Raw genomic sequence first — 20,440 nt, 5'->3', positions numbered from 1 at the left:
GGCAGGCGGCGGGGACGCAGCAAGTATCCCTGCCGTCCCCGCCGCCGCCGATGACCGCGGCACCCCAGGTTAGGAAGGGCACCTTCTACTACGGAAAACGATAAGAAGGTGCCCTTCCTTATCGGTCCAGGGCAGTGCGGAGGGTGGTGACGAAGGCGGCGGTGTCGGCGGGGCCGGCGCCGTCGAGGATGCGGCGCATGAGGGCCGAGCCGACCACCACGCCGTCGGCGGAGCGGGCGCCGGCGGCGGCGTGGTCCGGGGTGGAGATGCCGAAGCCGAGCAGGACGGGCAGGTCGGTGTGCTGTTTGAGGGTCGCGGCGTAGGCGCCGGCCGTGGCGGGCAGGGCGGTGCGCTCGCCGGTGGTGGCCATCGCGGTGACCGCGTAGACGAAGCCGCGGCTGCGCTGTGCGATCTCGCGGAGCCGGGCCGGGCTGCTGCTGGGTGCGGCGACCAGGATCAGGTCGATCCCGGCCGCGGCGGCGGCCTGCTCCAGCGCGGCGGACTCGTCCAGCGGCAGGTCGGGCACGATCAGGCCGCGTACGCCGGCCTCGGCCAGCGCGGCGCAGACCGCGGCGAGGCCCTCCCGCGCGACGAGGTGGTAGTACGTCATCACGATCAGCGGCACGGCCAGGCGGACCGTACGCAGGTCGGCGAGCAGGGTGCGCAGGCTCGTGCCCCGGTGCAGGGCCCGGTCCGACGCCTCCTGGACGGTGGGGCCGTCCACGGTCGGCTCCGAGAACGGCAGCCCGATCTCGATCGCGTCCGCGCCCGCCTCGGCGCAGGCGTGCAGGTGCTCGGTCCAGTTCTCGCACACGCCTGCGGTGACGTACGGCACGAGCAGCTTGCGGCCGGCGTCGCGGCGGGCGCGCAGGTGGGTCTCGACGGGCACGCCCGTCACGGCCGTCGTCGTCACTGGATCTCCATCAGGCTGTTCGAGTCCTTGTCCCCGCGCCCCGACAGGGTGATCAGCACGGTGCTGCCGGCGGGCAGCTCGGCGGTGCCCGCGGCGCGCAGCACCCACGCCACCGCGTGGGCGGATTCGAGCGCGGGCAGGATGCCCTCGCTGCGGGCCAGCCGCTTGACCGCGTCGACCACCTCGCCGTCGGTGACGGTGACGTACCGGGCGCGGCCGAGTTCGTGCAGGTGTGCGTGCTCGGGGCCGATGCCGGGGTAGTCCAGGCCCGCCGCGATCGACTCGGCCTCCAGGATCTGCCCGTCGGCGTCCTGGATGGCGTACGACCGGTGCCCGTGCATGATCGCGACCCCGCCGTTCGAGATCGCCGCGCCGCCCGCGGCCTCGACGCCGACCAACTGCGCGCCGGTGTCGGCGAAGCCCGCGAAGGTGCCCGCGGCGTTGGAGCCGCCGCCGACACACGCCACCACGTAGTCGGGTACGGCCTTCGGCAGCTCGGCGGCGCACTGGGCGCGGGCCTCGGCGCCGATGACCCGCTGGAACTCGCGCACCATCCACGGGTAGGGGTGCGGGCCCATCACCGAGCCGATGCAGTAGTACGCCTCGTCGACGCAGGTCACCCAGTGGCGCATGGCCTCGCTGGTGGCGTCCTTGAGGGTGCGGCTGCCGCTGGTCACCTCGACCACCTCCGCGCCGAGCAGCCGCATGCGGTGCACGTTGAGGGCCTGGCGGGCCATGTCCTTGCCGCCCATGAAGACGGTCGCGGACAGGCCGAGCAGCGCGGCGGCGGTGGCGGTGGCGACGCCGTGCTGGCCCGCGCCGGTCTCCGCGATCAGCCGGGTGCGGCCCATGCGCACGGCCAGCAGCGCCTGCCCCAGCACATTATTGATCTTGTGGGAGCCGGTGTGCGCCAGGTCCTCGCGCTTGAGCAGCACGTCCACGCCCAGCTCGGCGGACAGCCGCCAGGCCGGGGTGACCGGGGTGGGCCGGCCGGCGTACACGGTCAGCAGGCGGTCCAGGTCGCGCCGGAAGCCGGCGTCGGCCCAGGCGTCGCGGAAGGCCTCCTCGACCTCGGCGCAGGCCGGGATGAGCGACTCGGGCACGAAGCGCCCGCCGAACTCGCCGAAGCGGCCGTTCGCGCCGGGCTCGCGCATCAGCCCGGCGGCGGGCAGCAGCGCGGGCAGGCCCTGAGCAGTGATGGCACCCACAGTTCCTCCAACTGTTCTAGAACTGTTGCCCATACTGACACGCCGAGGGGCCGCCGCGCCACTCCGGCACGACGGCCCCTCAGGGGCGCCCGCATCCAGCGGAAGGAGAAGCCCTGGCTGCGCCGGGCCTCGCCGGGCACCGGCGCGACGTCGAACCGCAGCGTCGACAGCTTCCTGCGTTCATCAGGGTTCATGCCGCCGCGTCGATCGAGAGCAGGTGCTTGTCCTCGCCGCCGATGTGGATGGCGGCCGCGTGGTCCGCGGCGGTGAGCGTCTTCTGGTCCTCCTCCGGCACCAGCACGATGGTGCGCGCCACGGCCATCTTCATCAGCACGTGGTTGACGTCCTCGAAGCTGTCCCCGGCCAGCTCGGCGCGCAGGTCGGTCAGGCTGACCCACGCGCTGGGCATGTCCGAGAGCCTGTCGTACGCCGCCAGCAGGCGCTTCTCCAGCCCGCGCTTGACCACCGGCTTCACCTTGGCCACCGGCCGCGGGGCGGGCGGGGCGATGCTCGCGGTGAACATGTCCGCCAGGGCGATCCCGCTGCGGCTCAGGTGCCGGTCCACCGCGCCGAGCAGCGCGTGCAGCGCCGGGAACGCCGGGCCGGCGCCCCGCACGTACTCGGCGCTCAGCTCGCGCCTGCACCGCGCCCAGCCCTCGTCGGTCAGCTCGTGCACCAGCGCGCCCTTGGCGCCCTTGCGCTTGGTGGCGAGCTTGGCCTCGACCAGCGCGCGGCTGTCCGCGCCGGTGATCGAGACGCCGTAGCGCTCCAGCAGCTCGCTGTTGGAGACCTCGCGGGCCTCGGCCATCAGCAGCATCAGGAACGCCTTCTGCGAGGGCTTGAGGTGGACCATCTTCACTCCTTGGGCGCGTCGGTGCGTCGGGATGGGCGGTTCTGCTCCAGGTGCGCCGGCACCGCGCCGGGCTCGGTGAGGACCTGGTCGTCGCGGTGAAGCGCAGCACGGCGCAGCGCTCGGCGGGCCTGACGAGGAGGAACGGTCCGGAATGGATGCCGGCGGCCGCCTGCTCGGGGGCCAGGGCGCGCACCGCGCCGGCTGGCCCGTCCAGGTCCCCGGCGGCGCGCAGCCAGCCCGGAGACAGGCGCAGCGCGGCGCGCTCCAGCTCGTCGAGCGCACCGGTGACGAGCTGCGCGGCGGTGTCGGCGGGCGGCGGGCCGAAGGTCGGCAACGCGGGGGCGGACGCGGGCAGCGGGCTCAGGGCCGCTTCGGCGGCCTCGGCGGACGCACCCCGCGGCCGGGTCACCCGGCCTGCCGGCGGCGGCGTCCAACCTGCTGTCATCCGTAGGATCTCCCCAGCTGCGACTCCTGGTGATTCTGTCGCTGCACTGGGTTAGACGGCAACCCGGCAAACGTTCCCTGACAACGTTTCCAGGTCGCGAAGATCGCCGTCTCGTGGCGGAATCCGAGGCAGGACCGCGCCGAACGACACGAACCCGCGATCATGGCCGGACGGCACGGGCTCAGGTGCCGTAGACCTCTTCGACTTCCAGCTCGAAGTCGACGCCGTGCTTCTTGAACCAGGTGAGGGGGTCGTGCGCGACGCCGTCGACGTGGATCTCCAGGTGGAGGTGGTTGCCGAAGGAGTAGCCGGTGTTGCCGACCAGGCCGATGACGTCCCCGGCCTGGATCCGGTCGCCGACCCGGACCAGCACCCGGCTGGAGTGCCCGTACAGCGTCTGCAGGCCGTCGCCGTGGTCGACGATGATCGAGTTGCCGTAGCCGCCGTTCCAGCCGGCCTGCACCACGGTCCCGCCGCGCACCGCCATGTACGGCGTGCCCTCCGGCAGCCCGGCCAGGTCGAGCCCGCGGTGCGGGCTGCCCCAGCGCATGCCGAAGCGGGAGCTCAGCGTGTAGTCGTGCAGGGGCAGCACCCACGCGTCCGGGGCGCCCTGGTTGATGGAGGTGCTCAGCGGCCGTTCGCTGCGGTCGGCCCGCTCGGCGATCTCGGCGCGGGCGCTGTCGGAGAACGACGTCATGTGGTCGTATCCCTTGGCGTCCGGCACCATCGCACCAGCGCCGAAGGCCACGATCCCGGCTCCCGCCGCCGCCGTGGCGACCACGGTGGCGTACCTGCTCCGCGAGGGCACGCCCGCACGGCGCCGCCCGCAGTAGCGGTCGGCCTCCCTGACCAGCTCCGGCCGATAGCGCACGACCACACCCTCCGTCATGTCGGACCCCGGTCCGTCCGGGGCCCCGTTGCGGCGAGTCGCCCTCGCCCGGGATGGCACTGCTGGACAACCTAACAAATCAGGCATTGGATACAAGCCACTTGGTATGACAAAAATTGGCCAAAAGGCTCGAAATCATGTTCACGTTTCACGTCTTCGGTCGGACCTAAGTGGACGGTCACCCGCCGGCAGGGGCGCTCAGTGGGGAGCGTCACGCGGCGACCCGGCGCACCGCCGCCGGAGGACGCTCCGGCCCCCGGGCACCTTCCGGATTGATGGGGCAATTCGCACCACCCAGCGGGGTCGTCCAGCGCCCGTGCGACCAGTGGCGGGCAGGATAACGCCCCCGCGCCAGTGCCCCGGCGCGCATTCAGCGAAAGCTCAGACATCCGGCGCACCATGGCAGCGCCCGACCCGAAACCGCCCGGCGCGCGGTCCGTTGTCTCGCTTGAGGCGACGGAGGTTTCGCCGCCGGTGCCATCGGGAAGCACCGTTGCACCGAGACAGTGGAGGCATGATGACAACGCTGGAAGGCACGCTCGACATGGCACAGCTGGGCGTGCTGCTGCGGGCCCGCTACGAGGAGGCCGCCGAGCAGGTGCGTGTGCAGACCGAGGCCGTCGCGCAGCTGCGCCGGTCCGGGGACCAGGGTCCGGGCGACGTCGCCGACGCGGGCACGATGGTGTCGGACACCGAGCAGCAGGACCTGCTGACGGCCGCGCTCGACGACCACATGCGCAAGCTGGGCGAGGCGCTGACCCGCCTGGAGGCCGGCACCCTGGGCACCTGCAACGGCTGCGGCCTGCCGATCCCGCCCGCCCGCATGGAGATCATGCCCTGGGCCACCCACTGCGTGAAGTGCCAGGCCGCCGCCGAACGCTGGCGCTGAACCGCCTCCCCCATGCCTGAAAGCTCCCGTCACGCTGCTCGGCAGCAGGACGGGAGCTTTCGCGTCCCGGTCAGGCGGCGGCGGGCGCGGCGTGGATGAGGCGGATCACGCGCTGGCTGACGGCGTCGTAGTCGTGGTCGTTGGCCAGCTCGCCGCGCACGGCGCCGTCGCCGAGCACCACGATGCGGTCGGCCAGGGTCACCACCTCGGGCAGGTCCGAGGAGATGAGCAGGATCGCCATACCCTGCCCGGCCAGCCGCGCGATCAGCTCGTGGAACGCGGCCTTGGTGCGTACGTCGATGCCGACGGTCGGCTCGTCGACGATGAGGATGTCGCACTCGGCGGCCAGCCACTTGGCGAGGCTGACCTTCTGCTGGTTGCCGCCGGACAGCTGGCCGGCCAGCTGCTGCGGTGAGGCCAGCCGGATGCCGAGCAGCTCGGTGTACTCGTCGACCACGCGCCGCTCGCCCCGGTCGGGGATCAGGCCCAGCTTGGCCAGCCGCCGCCACACGGTCACCCCGACGTTGCGGGCGATCGGCTGCTCCAGGAACAGCCCTTCGCCCTTGCGGTCCTCGGGCACGTATCCGATGCGGTGGCGGCGCAGCGCCTGCCCGACGTCGCGGATGCGCACCGGCTCGCCGTGCACCCGCACCTGCCCGCCGGTGATCTCGCCGAGGCCGAGCAGCGCCTTGGCCAGCTCGGTGCGGCCCGCGCCGACCAGGCCGTAGAGGCCGAGGATCTCGCCGCGGGCCACGGACAGCGACACGTCGCGGTGGCCCTGCCCGGTGCTGACCCCGGCCAGCTCCAGCGCGGGCACCGCGTCCCGGTCGACGGTGCGCTCCGCGAGCTGCACGGAGGCGTACGCGCGGCCGACCATCAGGTCCACGATGCCGTCGCGGGTGTATCCGGACAGCGGCTGCGCCTCGGCGACGCTGTGCCCGTCGCGCAGCACGGTGACCGTGTCGGCGACCGCGAACACCTCTTCCAGCTTGTGGCTCACCAGCACCACGGCGTGCCCGGTGGCGGTCAGCTTGCGCACGATGGCGTAGAGCCGGTCGGCCTCCTCGCCGGTGAGCGAGGCGGTGGGCTCGTCGAGCAGCAGCACGCGGGTGTCCACGGACAGCGCCTTGGCGATCTCGACGAGCTGCGCCTGGGCCACCGACAGCTCGGCGACCCGGGTGTCCGGGTCCAGGTCCAGGTCGAGCAGGCCGAGGCAGCGGCGGGCCTCGGCCCGCATGCGGGTCCGGTCGACGACGCCGCCCCGGTGTGGCAGGTGCTGCAGGGCGATGTTCTCCGCGATGGAGAACTCCGGCACCAGGTTGCGTTCCTGGTGCACCACGCCGATGCCGGCCCGCAGCGCCTCCAGCGGGCTGCCGAAGTGGACCTCGGCGCCGTCGAGCAGCACCCGGCCGCCGTCCGGCCGGTACACCCCGGTCAGGATCTTCACCAGGGTGCTCTTGCCCGCGCCGTTCTCGCCGAGCAGGGCGTGCACGCTGCCCGCGGCGAGTCTCAGCGTCGCGCCGTCCAGGGCGCGTACCCCCGGGAAACTCTTGGTCAGGCCCTCGGCCAGCAGCATCACGACGACCTCCGGGACAGCTTCTGCCGGATCGCGCCGGACAGCACCACGCCGAGCACGACCGCGCCGACGATCAGGTCCACCCAGCGCCGGTTGATGGCGAACTGGGCCTGGGTGACGTCGACCAGCCGCACGATGAACGCGGCCAGGCAGGTGCCCAGCACGCTGACCACGCCGCCGGCCAGCGCGACGCCGCCGATGATGGGCGCGGCGAAGCTGGGCAGCAGCAGGTCGTCGCCGATGCTGGCGTTCACCGAGCCGGACTGGGCCAGGGTGAGCACCGCGGCGACCCCGGCCAGCAGGCCGGAGAGGGTGTGCGCGAGCAGGATCGACCGGTCGTTGGAGACACCGGACAGCCGCGCGGCGAACGGGCTGCCGCCGCTGGCGAGCAGGTGCCGGCCGGGCACGGTGCGGGCGAAGAAGAACCACACCCCCGCCGCGACCACGCAGGCCAGCAGGAACACCACCGGGAAGCCGAGCAGCGACGCCTGGCCCAGCTCCTGCAGCCCGGCCGAGTAGTCCTGGTAGGTGCCCGGCCCGTTCACGCCGTAGCGCAGGCCGTCGATGATGGTCATGGTGGCCAGCGTGACGATGAACGCGTTGATCCTGGTGAACACGACCAGCAGCCCGTTGCCGAGGCCGACGGCCGCGCCGAGCAGCATCGCGGCGGGCACCGCGAGCGGCGCGGGCAGTCCCGCCTCCAGCATGGCCCAGGCGGCGACCATGGCGCAGAAGCCGGTGAGCACGCCGACGGACAGGTTCATCTGCCCGATGGCCAGCACCACCATCTGCGCCAACCCGATGATCATCGGCACGGCCAGGAACCGGAAGAACGCGGCCAGCGTGCCGGAGGACAGCATGTTGCCGTCGGTGGTCAGGGTGAGCGCGACGAAGCCGATGACGGCGATCGCGACCAGGGTGAACTCCGAGGAGCGCACGGTGCGCCGCAGCCGCGCCCCCGGCGCCCGCTGCGCGGTGGCGGCGGGCTGCTCGGTGGGGGTCTCGATGGTGCTCGTCATGCCGGTACTCCCCTGCGTTCGGCGAGGACGTGGCGCAGCCGGTCCAGCGACAGCGCGGCGAGCAGCACCAGCCCGATGTAGAGCTTCAGCTCGTCGACCTGGAACTGCAGCAGGTTCAGCCCCTTGTAGATGACCTGGGTGATGGCGGTGCCGAGCACCGTGCCGAGCACGCTCACCGCGCCGCCGACCAGCAGCGTGCCGCCGAGCACCGGCGCGAGGAAGGACGGCAGCAGGAAGCCGTCGCCGACTCCGGCGGAGAACGAGCCGTTGTTGGCCGACAGCAGGAACCCGGCCAGCCCGGCCAGCAGCCCGGACAGCGCGTGCGCCTGGATGACCCGCAGGTTCACCGGGATGCCGGACAGCTGGGCGGCCTTGGCGTTGGCGCCGGTCATCAGCACCTCGCGGCCGATCCGCGACCAGCGGAACAGCAGCCCGACGCCGAGCGCCGCGACCAGCGCGATCGGGGCGAGCAACGGGATCTCCGGGCCGCACACGTCCCCGGCGCAGTAGTCGGCGAATGTGTCGGTGCGCAGCGCGGACATGCCCGCGGGCAGCCCGCCGAACGCGACCCCGTCGGTGAACGTGGCGTAGAGCAGCGAGACCAGGCCGATCAGGGCGAAGTCCAGGGCGAGGGTGACCACGAACGAGTTGACGCCGGTGCGGGCGATGATGAGCCCGGCGAGCGCGCCGAGCAGCGCGCCGGTGGCCAGGCCGCCGAGCAGGCACACGACGAGCGGCGCGTCGAGCCGGTCGTGCAGCAGGCCGGCGGCGAAGGCGCTCATCGCGGCCATCCGGCCCACGGCCATGTTCATGTGGCCCAGCGACAGCACGGCCAGCTGGGCGAGCCCGACGACGGCGTACACGCTGATGTCGGACTGCATGGGGACGAGGGTGAGCTGCGTGTTGAGGAACGCGGGGCGCAGCGTGGTGAACAGCGCGATCAGTGCGATCAGCAGCACCACGAGGCCGATGCGGGGATTGGCCCACAGCGGCAGCCGCGCCGCCTGGCGCGTCGCTTCCGCTGGGGAGGGATTGTCGTCTTGCTTCACTGCACTCTCCGGGGGTGTGACGCGTCGCGATGCGCGGACGCGCCCCGGCCGCGTGGGGGGTGAGGCCGGGGCGCGTCGCCGATGGCCGGGGCGGGGGCGGCGCGCCCCGGCCGTCAGCGGATCACTTGGCGCAGGTCAGGTACTTTTCGTCGAAGTCCTTCTTCAGGAAGTCCGTCTTGGCCTGGCGGTCGTTCTCGTACGTGGTGGCGTTGGCGGCGTTGACCACGAAGGAGCCGGAGTCGATGATGACACCGGGCGTGGCCATGGTGCAGCCCTCGGCGAGCTTCAGCAGCGCGTACGAGCCGACGTAGGCCTGGCCGACCGGGTTCTGCAGCACGGTCGCGGCGACCTCGCCGTTCTTGATGCCCTGGATGATGGTCGGGTCGTCGTCGATCGCGATCACCTTGATCGGCAGCTTGGCCTGCTTGACGCCGCCCGCCGCGGCCACCGCCGGGTTGTACGCGGTAGTGACGATCGCGTTGACCTGGCTGCCCTTGGCGGCCAGCAGGTCGGCGACGGCCTTCTGCGCGGTCTGCAGGTCCTTGTCGATGTCGGTGATGGTGTCGAGCAGCTTCACCTTGCCGCCGGTCTCGTCCACGGCCTTCTGCACGCCCGCGATGCGGCGCTGGGTGTTGGAGTCGACCTTGTTGCCGGTGAGGTGGACCAGGTTGCCCTGGCCGCCCATGGCCTCGACCGCCGCCTTGGCCGCCTTGTACGCCGCCTCCTGCACGTCGGTGGAGAGGCAGAAGTCGGCGAGGTTCTTGTCGCCGGCCGGGCACGAGGCCAGCGAGCCGACCTTGAAGCCCTGCTTCTTCAGGTTCTCGAAGGTGGAGTTGATGCTCTCCGGCGCGACGCCGAAGATGCCGAACGCGTTGTACCCCTGCGCCGCCAGCGAGGTCAGCACGTCGTTCTGCTTGGTCTGGTCCCACCCGGCGGTCTCGTTGAATGTGACGTCGCCGAACGCGAAGTCGCCCTTGGCCTTGACACCGGCGTCCTTCCACGGCTGGAAGTACGGGTGCGCCCCGCCGGGCACCAGCGCCACCTTCACCTGAGCCGCGGTGAGCGCACCGGTGGCGCCCTCGGGCTCCTCTTCCTTCTTGGTGCAGGCCGACGCCGTGATCATCAGCGCGAGCACGCCGACGGCCGAGCCCAGTCGAACAAGCGGTCGCATGACCGAGTCCCTTCCCTAGTCAGGCACTTTCGGTTGTCGAAATCCTATAGGATATTTCCTAGATGTTGTTTACTCGGCCCGGCGGCCGTAGTCAATCCCCCGCCCGTAACGAACACGATCGAATACTGAAACCTGGAAACGCTTTCCTAGCAAGACTTCGCCGTGATCGCGCTCGGCGTGCGCGATCACGGCGAAGTAGACGGTGCGGCCGCCCTTTGCTGCGCCGATCTTGCGTGAACTGTGGGTACGACACGCTCGTACCGGGCAAAAGGGCAACAGTTCACGCAAGATCGACGTGATCTAGCGGGCTGGGCGGGGGCTAGGCGGGGGCTATGTCGAACCTTTCCCAGCCGCCGATGGCGGTGCGGTTGGCGATCAGCGGGGCGGCACCCGCGTTCTCGGCGGCGACGTAGCGGTTGTTGGCGGTGGCCAGGAGGCTGACGCTGCCGTCGGTGTTGGTGACGACGCGGAAGGTCTCCCAGGCGCCCGACGACGTCGCGTTGGCGATGAGCGGGGCGGTGTTGTCGGCGTGGACGAAGCGGGAGTTGATCCGGGCGCGCAGCGCGATGAGGCCGCCGCCCAGGTCCACGCGGTCGAACTGCTCCCACGGGCCGACGGCGGTGCGGTTGGCGATGAGCGGGGACGCGCCCGCGCTCTCCGCCGCCACGTACCGGCCGTTGACCCGGGCGCGCAGGCTGACCACCGTGGGGGCGGGGGCCGGCGGGTTCAGCCGGTCCACCCAGTACTTCGTGCGGGTCAGGTAGGCCGTCTCCGCCGCCGTGCCGGTCAGGCCGTACGCGCCGGAGAAGGTCTGATACCCGAACCCGCCCGGCGGGGAGGCGCTCGCCGGTTCGATGACCGAGCCCTCGTGCCACTCGTTGAACGAGGTGATCGACACCCAGCTCGGCGGGCCGCCGTTGGCCGCCGCGAGGACGTTGCCCCACTGGCGGTCGTAGGTCGCCCCGTTCTCGCGGGACAGGGTCGGCGTCGTGTTGCCCGGCACCGCCCGGTCGTCGATGTAGCCGGGGCCGATCGACGGCGCCCAGACCAGGCCGTTGGCCTTGCAGTACGCGTGCGCGTTCGCCCAGCCCGGCGCGGTGTTCCCGGCGATCGCGTCATACGTGTACATCCCGCCGAAGTGGGCCACCTTCGAGGTGTCCGTGGTCTGCGCCAGGATGATGTTGTTCGCCCGCAGCGGCCCGATGGGGGCCCAGTCGGTGATGCGCAGGCTCTCGAACACGTAGAACGCGGGCCGGTTGCCGCGCGCGGTGTCGCGGTAGTACGCCGCGTGCGACCCGTACCGGCTGTTGAGGTAGTCGACGTCGGCGACGGTGGACGCGGCGGTGCGCCCGCCGTAGGGCTCCAGATGCCAGGCGACCTTGATCCCCGCCGCGGCGGCGGCATCGAGCACCCGCGGGACCAGACGGTCCTCGTAGGAGTTCTGCCCCCACCAGCTGTACACGATCACGCCGACCCCGGCCTGGGCGATCCAGGCCAGGTGCTGGTTGATCGAGTTGACGTCGCCGGAGTCGTAGGCGCCGAGCTTCGGGTACAGGTTCGCCCCGATCCCGTTGGGCGGGGTGTGCCCGCCCTGCTGCCAGTGCCGGTACGAGCCGTTCACGGCCGGGCTGCCGTACCAGGAGTAGTAGAAGATGTGCACGTTGGACGCCAGCGGCGCGGCGGCCGCGGCCGGTGCCGCGAGGGGAGCCGCCACCGGCGGGGGCGCCGACGCCCGCGCGGGAACCCCCGCGAGCGCCAGCAGCCCCACCGCCAGGAGCAGGGCGGACCAGGTCCGCCGTAGTCGGTTCATGGTCAGCCTCCTACTGGGTGATCAGGTCGAACTTCTCCCACGGCCCGATGGCCGTGCGGTTGGCGATGAGCGGGTTGGCGCCCGAGTTCTCCGCGGCGACGTACATGCCGTTGACCGTGGCGCGCAGGCTGACGCTGCCGTCGGAGTTGTTGACCAGCGTGAACGTCTCCCAGGAGCCGGCGGTGGCCCGGTTGGCGATCAGGTTGCCCGCACCCGCGTTCTCGGCGCAGACGAACATGTTGTTGGCCTTGGACCGCAGCGCGTAGTTGCCGCCGCCCAGGCTGACCAGGTCGTAGCGCTGCGCCGCGCCGATCGTGGCCGAGTTGGCGATCAGCGCCGTGGTGGCGTTGGCCGCGGTGACGTACTGGCTGTTGACCCGCGCCCGCCACGCCACCACCGGGGTGGTCGGCGCGCTGCCGGTGGTGAGGGTGAACGAGTCGACGTCGAACAGGTTGCCCGCGCCGCCCTTGAACACCAGGTACAGCGTGGTCGCCCCGGCCGGCAGCCCGGTCAGGCCGGCGCTGACGCTGGTGAACGTCTCCCAGCTGCCGGTCACCGGCACGGTCACCGTGCCGTGCAGGGTGCCGGTCGCCGAGCCGGTGCGCACCTCGATGGTGCCGCCCGCGCCCGCCGAGGCGGCCCGCACGCTGATCTGGGTCGCGTTGGACACGTTGTACGGCGTGTACGCGATCCAGTCGTTGTTCTCGATGTAACCGGCGGTGCGCCCGCCCTCGGCCGCCGCGTGGTCGGCCAGCTGCACGCCCGACTGCGAGCTGAAGTGCTCGCCCTGCCGCTTCTTCGGCTGCAGGGTGCGGGTGCTGCGCGAGGTCAGCCCGCCGTTGTCGGTGTAGCTCGCGTCGAAGACGCCGAAGATGTTCGCCGCCGCGTCGTGCTCACCGTCGACCGGGATGGTGATCGTGCCGGAGCAGCCGGTCTTCGAGGTGATCTGGTGGGCGTGGCTGTCGTGGCCCAGCGAGTACGTCACGGTGACCCGCGAGCAGTCGACGGCCCCGTCCTCCGGGTCGCTGACGGTGACCGTGAACGGCACCGTGTCGCCGAAGTTGAACAGCTGCCCGTTGCCGGGCGTGGTCAGGTTGATCGTCGGCGCCGCGTTGCCGACCGTGACGACCAGGCTCGCCGTGCCGGTCAGGCCGCCCGGGTCGGTCACCCGCAGGGTCGGGGTGTACGTGCCGTTGGTGGTGTACGTCTTGGTCGGGTTGGCAGCCGTGGAGGTGGTGCCGTCGCCGAAGGTCCACAGGTAGCTCAGCGCCCCGCCCTCCGGGTCGGAGCTGCCCGCCGAGGAGAAGTTCACGGTCAGCGGGTTCGGGCCGGAGGTGCGGTCGGCCGTGGCCCGCGCGACCGGGCTGCGGTTGCCGCCGCCGATGTACTCGATGCGCCACAGGCCCTGGTTGTTGGAGCCGGTGCCGTAGTCGAGCACGTACAGCGCGCCGTCCGGGCCGAAGGCCATGTCCATGACCTGGGTGCCGGTCCACGGGAACGCCGAGATCTCGCCGGGCGTGCCGTCGGTGTTGAGCGCGATCGCCTTGATCCAGCGGCGGCCGTACTCACCGGCGAAGTAGCGCCCGTCCATCGACTGCGGGAACTTGATCGCGGAGGTGGACGAGGCGTTGAACCGGTACACCGGGCCGCCCATCGGCGATTCCGAGCCGGTGCCGAACTCCGGCGGGGTGCCCGCGTCACCGGCGTAGCGGATCCAGGCCGGCTTGGCCGCGGGCAGCGTGGCCTGGCCGGTGTTGCGGAACGAGTTGTTGGCCGGGCCGCCCGCGCAGTTGTACTTGGCCTGCGACGGGCCGGACGGGAACGTGTACTCGTTGTAGGTCTCGGTGGTGGTGTTGGTGCCGGTGCAGTACGGCCAGCCGTAGTTGCCCGGCGCGGTGATCCGGTTGAACTCGACCTGCCCCTGCGGGCCGCGGGTGGAACTGGTGGTGCCCGCGTCGGGGCCGTAGTCGCCGAGGTAGACGATGCCGGTGGCCTTGTCCACGCTCATCCGGAACGGGTTGCGGAAGCCCATCGCGTAGATCTCGGGCCGGGTGTTCGCGGTGCCCGGCGCGAACATGTTGCCCGCCGGGATGGTGTAGCTGCCGTCGGCCTGCGGCCTGATCCGCAGGACTTTACCGCGCAGGTCGTTGGTGTTGCCCGAGGTGCGCTGCGCGTCGAACTGCGGGTTGCGGTCGGTGCGCTCGTCGATCGGGGTGTAGCCGCTGGACTCGAACGGGTTCGTGTCGTCGCCGGTGGTCAGGTAGAGGTTGCCCGCCGCGTCGAAGTCGATGTCGCCGCCGACGTGGCAGCACTGCCCCCGGTCGTTGTCGACCTGCAGCGTGATGCGCTCGCTGGCCAGGTTGACGGTGTCGTCCGAGTTGAGCGTGAACCGGGACAGCCGCAGGTGGCCCTTCCAGGTGTTCCAGGTGGTGGCGGTGCCGGTGACCGGGGCGTCGCCGGACGGGGTGCTCAGCGGCGGCGAGTAGTAGACCCAGATGTGGCGGTTGGTGGCGAAGCCCGGGTCGACCGCGATGCCCTGCAGGCCCTCCTCGTCGTGGGTGTACACCGACAGCTTGCCCGCCTGCCGGGTGTTGCCGTTGACGTCGGTGACCCGGATCGTGCCGTCGCGGGCGGTGTGCAGCACCGACCGGTTCGGCAGGACGGCGAGGGACATCGGCTCGCCCAGCTCGGCCGAGCCGGTGGCCAGCGACACCTGCTGGTAGTCGGCGGCCGGGATCGGGGCCGCCGTCGCGGCGGGCGCTCCCGCCGCGACGGAGACCGCGACGCTCGCGGCCAGGGTGGCGACGGCGGTGGACCACAGCCGCCACCGGGGGACGTGTCTCATCGAGGGGTTTCCTTCCGGGGGTGGGATCCCCGGCGCGCGGGGCACGCACCGGGGCGGGACGGGGAAGGAAGGGCACCTTCTTATCGCTTTCCGTAGTGGAAGGTGCCCTTCTTAACCCTGGTCCGACGTGGGCTGAGAGGCCGAAAGCCGCACGCGCAGAGCGCATGCCGGCAACTCAGCTGCCGTAGACGTCGAGCTCCCAGAGGGAGTAGCCCCACTGGGTGGCGCGCTGGGTGCCGTTGACCCGCACGTAGCGGCCGTTGCCGGTCAGGTTCACGTCGTCGACGCCACCGTCGCTGGTGGTGGTCGAGTAGACGGTGGTCCAGGTGCTGTTGTCGGGCGAGGTCTGGATCTGGTACGCCCGCCCGTAGGCCGTCTCCCAGCTCAGCCGGACCCGGCTGATCGCCTTGGCCGTGCCGAGGTCGACGGTGATCCACTGGGGGTCGCTGTAGGCGCTGCCCCAGCGGGTGCCCGTGTTGCCGTCCACGGCGTTGGCGCCGTTGTGCGCGCTGCCGGGCTCCACGCTGGAGACGGTCACCGGGCGGTTGCGCGACAGCAGCTGCGGGCCGCTGACCGGGGTGCCGTAGACGTTCAGGTCGAACAGCGAGTAGCCCCACTGGGTGGCCCGCTGGGTGCCGTTGACCCGCACGTACCGGCCGGTGCCGGAGACGGTCAGGTCGTCCACGCCGCCGTCACCGGCGGTCGTGGTGTAGACGTTCGTCCAGGTGGCGTTGTCGGGCGAGGTCTGCACCTGGTAAGCCCGCCCGAAGGCGGCCTCCCAGTTGAGGCGGACCCGGTTGATCGTGTACGAGCCGCCGAGGTCCACGGTGATCCACTGCGGGTCGGTGTATGCGCTCCCCCAGCGGGTCGCCGCGTTGCCGTCCACCGCGTTCGCGGCGACGTGGGCACTGCCGGACTCCACGCTGGACGCCGTCGCGGTCTTGCCCTGGGCGATGTCCGTCGCGGGTGGCGTGCCGCCGTCGGTCTTGATGCGGATGTTGCGGTAGTTGATGTCCATCCCGGTGCCGTCGTTCTGGACGCCGACGTAGCCGTTGGCGATGGCCCGCGAGCTGGTGTAGTCGTTGATCTTCACGCCGTTGAGCCAGATCTCGACCCGCTGGCCGTGCAGCCCGATCTCGTAGGTGTTCCACTGACCGGGCGGGTTGAGCGCCGCCGCGCGGGCGGTGGTGTTGGGCGCCTGGAAGCTGTACACGCTGCCCGTGGTCCGGCTCGGATCGGCGTCGGTGGCGTCGATCTGGATCTCGTGCCCGGCGTTGACCGGCCCCCACGGGTCGTTGCCCGGGTCGGGGAAGCCGATGAACACGCCGCCGTTGTCGTCGCCCGGCATCATCCAGTCGACCTTCAGCGAGTAGTTGCTGTAGGTGCGCACCGGGAACCACAGCAGGCCCATGCCGCCGAACGACGTCAGCGTCTCGTCGGCCAGCGTGAACCCGCCCGGCCCGGCCATCCGCCACTGGTTGAGGCTGGCCTGGGTGCCGTCGAAGATCGCGGTGTAGCCGGTCTCCGGGCGGCAGTCGGCGGGCTTGGCCCCGGCCGCGATCTGGATGCCGCCGAGCAGCATGGTGCGGAAGTTCGCGTCGGCGTACGTCTCCTCGGTGTGCCCGAGGCCGGTGTACCAGGACCGCCCGCCGCCGTAGTGGTGGCACCAGGTGATCGGGTGGTCGCCCATGCTGCCGCCGGAGTACGACGACTCGACCAGGCTGGACAGCACCTTCACGTTGCTGCGCGGGTTGGCGCGGTAGTTGTACCACTCGTCGGTGCGGGTCCAGGTCGGCGGCAGGTGCGCGGTGGAGATGTTCGCGCGGTCCTCGACCCGGATGGTGGCCTGCTGGGTGGCCGGATGTGAGGCGAAGTACGCCCCGACCAGGCCGCCGTACCAGGACCAGTCGTACTCGGTGTCGGCGGCGGCGTGGATGCCGACATAGCCGCCGCCCGAGGCGATGTAGCTCTGGAACGCGGCCTCCTGCGTCGCGTTGAGCACGTCGCCGGTGGTCGACAGCCAGATGACGGCCTGGTACTGGGCCAGGTTGGCGGTGGTGAACTGGGCGGCGTCCTCGGTCGCGGTGACCGTGAAGCCGTTGGCGGCGCCGAGCGCCTGGATGGCGGCGATGCCGTTGGGGATGGAGGAGTGGCGGAAGCCGGCCGTCTTCGAGAAGACCAGCACCTTCGTCAGCGGTGCGGCGGACGCGGGCAGCGGCGCCGCCAGCGCCATGCCGGCCGCCAGCGCGACGCCGGCGACCACGGACAGAAACCTTCTGCGCATCAGTGCTCCTTGGATCGGGTGGTCCAGGTCGGGAGGTGGTGCCTGCGCGATGGCGGGGAGGCGGCCGCCAGCACCGCCTCCCCGCGCCGGGTCAGGACCCGTAGACGTCGAACTCCCAGAGCGAGTAGCCCCACTGGGTGGCCCGCGCCGTGCCGTTGACCCGCACGTAGCGGCCGTTGCCGGAGACCGTGAGGTCGTCGGTGCCGCCGTTGCCGGTGGTGGTGGACGAGACCGTGGTCCAGTTGCTGTTGTCGGTGGAGACCTGCACCTGATAGGCGGTGGCGTACGCGGCCTCCCAGTTCAGGACCACGCGGCTGATCGACCGGTGCTGGCCGAGGTCCACGGTGATCCACTGCGGGTCGCTGTACAGGCTGCTCCAGCGGGTGGCCGAGTTGCCGTCCACCGCGTTGGCCGCGACGTTCGCCCCGGCCTCGGTGCTGGACACGGTGACCGGGCGGCCGCGCGACAGCAGCGTGCTGCCGCCCGCCGGGGTGCCGTAGACGTTCAGGTCGAACAGCGAGTAGCCCCACTGGGTGGCCCGCTGCGTGCCGTTCATGCGCACGTAGCGGCCGGTGCCGGTGACGTTGAGGTCGTCGACCCCGCCGTCGCCGGTCGCGGTGGAGAACACCGAGGTCCAGTTGCTGTTGTCGCTGGACACCTGCACCTGGTAGGCCCGTGCGTAGGCGGCCTCCCAGTTGAGGCGGACCCGGTTGATGGCGTACGACGCACCCAGGTCCACGGTGATCCACTGCGGGTCGCTGTACAGGCTGCTCCAGCGCGTGGCCGAGTTGCCGTCCACCGCGTTGGCCGCGACGTTGGCCCCGGCCTCGGTGCTGGACACGGTGACCGGGCGGCCCTGGGCCAGGTCGCTGCCGCCGCCCGGCGGGGTGGTGCCGACGCCGCTGCCGACGAACGTGTAGCTGTCCACGTCGTACAGCGCGCCGGTGCCCGAGCCGGTGAACACCAGGTACAGGTCGTGCGTGCCGTCGTCGGGCTTCGTCACCGGAGCGGTGATCTCGGTGTAGTTGTCCCAGCCGCCGGTGCTCGGCACGGTGATCCTGGCTACCTCCGGGCCGCTCGTCGAGTCGTACCGGAAGGACAGCACGCCGCCCGCGTTGGCCGAGGAGACCCGGGCCTTGACGCTGGTGATGCCCTTCAGGCTGACCGCGTGGTGCCGGACCGACTCGCCGTTCTGGATGTCGCCGAGCCGCTGCCCGCCCTCGGCGGCGGCCTGGGCGACCACGCGCGGCCCGTTGAGGGTCACGTAGTGCTCGGCCTGCCACTGCTTGGGCCACAGGGTGAGCTGCTGCTCGCCGGTCAGCGGCACGGTGCCGGTGGCGCCGCGGTCGGTGTAGCTGCCGCGCACCACGAAGAACTGCACCGCGTCGAGCCCGGCGTGGATCGGGCCGGTGTTGAAGGTGAAGCCGCAGCCGGTGCCCTGGCCCTCCTCGTGTGCGTGCTCCTGGTGGCCCAGCGCGACCCGGACCACCACGTTGCCGCAGGCGATGGTGCCGTCCTGCGCGTCGGTGGAGGACGCCGTGGCGGTGATGTCGTCGCCCCAGCCGTAGACGCCGCCGTTGGGTATCGAACCGACGGTGGTCACCGGACGGTTGTTGCCGACCACGATGGGCAGCACGGTCGTGCCGGAGCGGCCGGTGCCGTCGTTGACGGTCAGCCGGGCGCGCTTGTCGCCGACGGTGGTGTACGTGTACGACGGGTTCGCCGCGGTCGAGTCCGTGGTGCCGTTGTTGTCGAAGTCCCAGGCGTAGGTCAGCGGGTCGCCGTCGGGGTCGCTGCTGCCCGCGCTGGAGAAGGTCACCGCGAGCGGCGCGAGGCCGTTGTCCCGGTTGGCCGTGGCCACGGCGATGGGCGAGCGCCCGCCGGCCACGTAGTTGATTTTGTACAGGCCCGCCGCGACGTCGCCGGAGAAGTAGCCGTTGCCGTACTCCAGCAGGTAGAGCGAGCCGTCCGGGCCGAACTCCATGTCGATCGGGTGCACCAGTTGCATGCCCGAGACGACCGGCTCGATGATCGTCGGGTTGCCGGTGGCCGCGTTGCCGTTGCTGAACTGCACCTCCTTGATCCAGTTACGGCAGTACTCGGTGATGATCAGCTTGTTGTCGTAGTACTGCGGCCACTTGACGTCCGAGACCAGGTTCGGGTTGTAGTGGTAGACCTCGGCGTGGTTGGGCGAGCCGCAGCCGCCGGGGTTGTCCAGCGCGGGCCAGTCGACGCTGCCGCCGTGCTGCTCCCACACCAGCGCGCCCTTGGTCGCCGGGAGCTGCTGCAGGCCGGTGTTGCGCGGCGAGTTGTTGACCGGGCCGATGCTCCCGCCGCACGGGAACCAGCCGCGCGGCGCGTTGGCGGCGAAGTCCCAGTCGTTGTAGGCGACGTTCGGGCCGCCGCAGTAGGGCCAGCCGTAGTTGCCGGGGCCGCTGGCGCGGTTGTACTCGTCGTAGGCGGCCGGGCCCCGGTTGGGGATGGTCGCGCCGGCGTCCGGGCCGACCTCGCCCCAGTAGAGGGTGTTGTTCGCCTGCTTGTCGACCCAGATGCGGTACGGGTTGCGTACGCCCATGATGTAGATCTCGGGGCGCGTGTTCGCGGTGCCCTGGGCGAACAGGTTGCCCGCCGGGATGGTGTAGGTCCCGTTGTTCTCCGGGTGGATCCGGTTGATCTTGCCGCGCAGGTCGTTGGTGTTGCCCGAGGTGCGCTGCGCGTCGTACTGCGCGTCCCGGCTGGTCCGCTCGTCGATCGGGGCCATGCCCGCCGAGTCGCCGCCGGAGTTGGTGTTGTCGCCCACCGCGAAGTAGAGGTTGCCGTTGGAGTCCCAGCTCATCGAGCCCGCGGAGTGGCAGCACAGCCGCCGCTCGGTGGGCCACTCGATGAGCTTGGTCTCGCTGGCCGCGTCCAGCACCAGCGTGCTCGTGTTGAAGGTGAACCGGCTGATCCGGTTGACCAGCGGCGTGGCCACCGGCGAGTAGAACAGGTACACCCAGCGGTTCGTGGCGAACTGCGGGTGCAGCGTGATGCCGATCAGCCCGTCCTCGAACCGGGCGTCGAGCTGCAGGGTCAGCGCCACGGTGGTCGAGTTGGTGGCCGGGTTGAACAGGCGCACCTGGCCGCCGCCGGAGCTGGTGCCCCGGTTGATGTAGAGGACCTTGCCGTCGGGCAGCACGGACAGCTCGATCGGCTCGCCCATGGACAGCCCGCCGTCCAGCTTCACCTTCTCGAAGCTGCTGGTCGGGGGCGGCGCGGCGGCCGCCGGGGCGGGTGCGGCGGTGACGCTGACGGCGCCGGCCGTGAGGCTGGCGAGCAGCAGCATGGCCAGGCCCGCGGCGAGGCGGGGGCGGGGACTTCGTGGCATGACGACGCTCCGGTGGGGGTCGGCGGGGATCGGGCGGGCGACCTCGGGGGTGCGCACGGCCCATCGGCCGACCTGCCACCGCGGGCGCGGCGCAGGGCGTGGTGCTTCGGCGACGGGTGCGGCCA

At 71.5% G+C, this 20,440-nt stretch carries 13 protein-coding genes; 1 reads left to right on the top strand and 12 read right to left on the bottom strand.

Translation table 11 applies throughout. The annotated features are described in order from the left end of the window. Positions 1-118: 118 nt before the first annotated feature. The 4 genes from trpA to CS0771_RS17240 all read right to left on the bottom strand — a co-directional run bounded on the left by trpA (position 119) and on the right by CS0771_RS17240 (position 4,308). Entirely contained in the window at positions 119-913 is a 795-nt protein-coding gene (trpA, locus tag CS0771_RS17255) for a tryptophan synthase subunit alpha (RefSeq protein ID WP_244870851.1), read from the bottom strand. After that, on the bottom strand, positions 910-2,067 hold the full coding sequence (gene trpB / locus CS0771_RS17250; protein ID WP_244871370.1) for a tryptophan synthase subunit beta: 1,158 nt from the start codon (positions 2,065-2,067) through the stop codon (positions 910-912). Before trpB ends, trpA begins: the two co-directional genes overlap by 4 nt. 244 nt (positions 2,068-2,311) lie before the next feature. Further along, entirely contained in the window at positions 2,312-2,974 is a 663-nt protein-coding gene (locus CS0771_RS17245; protein ID WP_212841940.1) for a hypothetical protein, read from the bottom strand. 626 nt (positions 2,975-3,600) lie between these two features. After that, complete coding sequence (locus CS0771_RS17240; protein ID WP_212841939.1) at positions 3,601-4,308, bottom strand: M23 family metallopeptidase; 708 nt, start codon at positions 4,306-4,308, stop codon at positions 3,601-3,603. Positions 4,309-4,825: 517 nt separating this feature from the next. On the opposite strand from CS0771_RS17240, the gene CS0771_RS17235 reads away from it, so the two are divergent. Continuing rightward, positions 4,826-5,197: a TraR/DksA family transcriptional regulator gene (locus tag CS0771_RS17235; RefSeq protein WP_212841938.1), complete on the top strand. Its 372-nt coding sequence runs from the start codon at positions 4,826-4,828 to the stop codon at positions 5,195-5,197. Positions 5,198-5,267: 70 nt separating this feature from the next. Here CS0771_RS17235 and CS0771_RS17230 read toward each other — a convergent pair whose 3' ends face one another. The 8 genes from CS0771_RS17230 to CS0771_RS17195 form a co-directional block, all read right to left on the bottom strand. Further along, a complete protein-coding gene (locus CS0771_RS17230; RefSeq protein WP_212841937.1) occupies positions 5,268-6,773 on the bottom strand; it encodes a sugar ABC transporter ATP-binding protein in 1,506 nt (501 codons plus the stop codon). Further along, entirely contained in the window at positions 6,773-7,792 is a 1,020-nt protein-coding gene (locus tag CS0771_RS17225; protein WP_212841936.1) for an ABC transporter permease, read from the bottom strand. The genes CS0771_RS17230 and CS0771_RS17225 overlap by 1 nt, the downstream gene beginning before the upstream one ends. Then, a complete protein-coding gene (locus tag CS0771_RS17220) occupies positions 7,789-8,841 on the bottom strand; it encodes an ABC transporter permease (RefSeq protein ID WP_212841935.1) in 1,053 nt (350 codons plus the stop codon). Before CS0771_RS17220 ends, CS0771_RS17225 begins: the two co-directional genes overlap by 4 nt. 121 nt (positions 8,842-8,962) lie before the next feature. Then, a complete protein-coding gene (locus CS0771_RS17215; protein WP_212841934.1) occupies positions 8,963-10,012 on the bottom strand; it encodes a substrate-binding domain-containing protein in 1,050 nt (349 codons plus the stop codon). A gap of 319 nt (positions 10,013-10,331) precedes the next feature. After that, positions 10,332-11,822: a glycoside hydrolase family 99 protein gene (locus CS0771_RS17210; protein ID WP_212841933.1), complete on the bottom strand. Its 1,491-nt coding sequence runs from the start codon at positions 11,820-11,822 to the stop codon at positions 10,332-10,334. 10 nt (positions 11,823-11,832) lie between these two features. Next, positions 11,833-14,667: a PQQ-dependent sugar dehydrogenase gene (locus CS0771_RS17205; RefSeq protein ID WP_212841932.1), complete on the bottom strand. Its 2,835-nt coding sequence runs from the start codon at positions 14,665-14,667 to the stop codon at positions 11,833-11,835. Between the two features lie 175 nt (positions 14,668-14,842). Then, a complete protein-coding gene (locus tag CS0771_RS38800; RefSeq protein WP_244870850.1) occupies positions 14,843-16,951 on the bottom strand; it encodes a ThuA domain-containing protein in 2,109 nt (702 codons plus the stop codon). A 91-nt stretch (positions 16,952-17,042) separates the two neighbouring features. Next, positions 17,043-20,315, bottom strand: coding sequence for a discoidin domain-containing protein (locus CS0771_RS17195; RefSeq protein ID WP_212841931.1), 3,273 nt, complete (start codon positions 20,313-20,315; stop codon positions 17,043-17,045). Between the last annotated feature and the right edge of the window lie 125 nt (positions 20,316-20,440).

This window comes from Catellatospora sp. IY07-71 (genome assembly GCF_018326265.1).
Classification (GTDB): domain Bacteria; phylum Actinomycetota; class Actinomycetes; order Mycobacteriales; family Micromonosporaceae; genus Catellatospora.
This window is presented reverse-complemented; position numbering and strand designations above follow the sequence as displayed.

Excerpts from the sequence above, each read along its gene's own strand:
- trpB (WP_244871370.1), bottom strand. The coding sequence starts at position 2,067 with ATGCGCGAGCCCGGCGCGAACGGCCGCTTCGGCGAGTTCGGCGGGCGC.
- CS0771_RS17245 (WP_212841940.1), bottom strand. The coding sequence starts at position 2,974 with ATGGTCCACCTCAAGCCCTCGCAGAAGGCGTTCCTGATGCTGCTGATG.
- CS0771_RS17240 (WP_212841939.1), bottom strand. The coding sequence starts at position 4,308 with ATGACGGAGGGTGTGGTCGTGCGCTATCGGCCGGAGCTGGTCAGGGAG.
- CS0771_RS17235 (WP_212841938.1), top strand. The coding sequence starts at position 4,826 with ATGACAACGCTGGAAGGCACGCTCGACATGGCACAGCTGGGCGTGCTG.
- CS0771_RS17230 (WP_212841937.1), bottom strand. The coding sequence starts at position 6,773 with ATGCTGCTGGCCGAGGGCCTGACCAAGAGTTTCCCGGGGGTACGCGCC.
- CS0771_RS17225 (WP_212841936.1), bottom strand. The coding sequence starts at position 7,792 with ATGACGAGCACCATCGAGACCCCCACCGAGCAGCCCGCCGCCACCGCG.
- CS0771_RS17215 (WP_212841934.1), bottom strand. The coding sequence starts at position 10,012 with ATGCGACCGCTTGTTCGACTGGGCTCGGCCGTCGGCGTGCTCGCGCTG.
- CS0771_RS17210 (WP_212841933.1), bottom strand. The coding sequence starts at position 11,822 with ATGAACCGACTACGGCGGACCTGGTCCGCCCTGCTCCTGGCGGTGGGG.
- CS0771_RS17205 (WP_212841932.1), bottom strand. The coding sequence starts at position 14,667 with ATGAGACACGTCCCCCGGTGGCGGCTGTGGTCCACCGCCGTCGCCACC.
- CS0771_RS38800 (WP_244870850.1), bottom strand. The coding sequence starts at position 16,951 with ATGCGCAGAAGGTTTCTGTCCGTGGTCGCCGGCGTCGCGCTGGCGGCC.
- CS0771_RS17195 (WP_212841931.1), bottom strand. The coding sequence starts at position 20,315 with ATGCCACGAAGTCCCCGCCCCCGCCTCGCCGCGGGCCTGGCCATGCTG.